Origin of the sequence: Ammonifex thiophilus (assembly GCF_003368535.1) — a bacterium.
GTDB classification, from domain to species: domain Bacteria; phylum Bacillota; class Desulfotomaculia; order Desulfotomaculales; family Ammonificaceae; genus Ammonifex; species Ammonifex thiophilus.
Window position 1 is genome coordinate 1 of sequence record NZ_QSLN01000083.1, and the last position, 269, is coordinate 269.

The following is a 269-nucleotide window of genomic DNA, read 5'->3' on the forward strand; positions in this document are numbered from 1 at the left end:
TATTTATCCAGGTGGAAAAGATCCAGCACAAATACGCTCTTCGGTAAAAACTCCAGACCCCTCTTTATCCACCTGTCCCCGTCTCCACAAAGGTAGATCCGCTCAACATCATGTAGCTCGTAATGCTCCTCAATGTAAGTCAGAACGTCCAGCCACAGTTCATCCGTATCTGGATAAATCCCTCCCAGGTAATAAGGACGCTTGAGCTTAAACCGCCCTTTCCCCACTTCTTCTTTCCCTTCGTGTATGTAAACGAGACGGGGTAAGTA

Annotated in this window: 1 protein-coding gene; it reads right to left on the minus strand. The window is 47.2% G+C overall.

Features of this window, described 5'->3' with window-relative positions:
* On the minus strand, positions 1-269 hold a 269-nt coding region (locus DXX99_RS11170; RefSeq protein ID WP_205664720.1), incomplete at both ends, for a UPF0236 family transposase-like protein.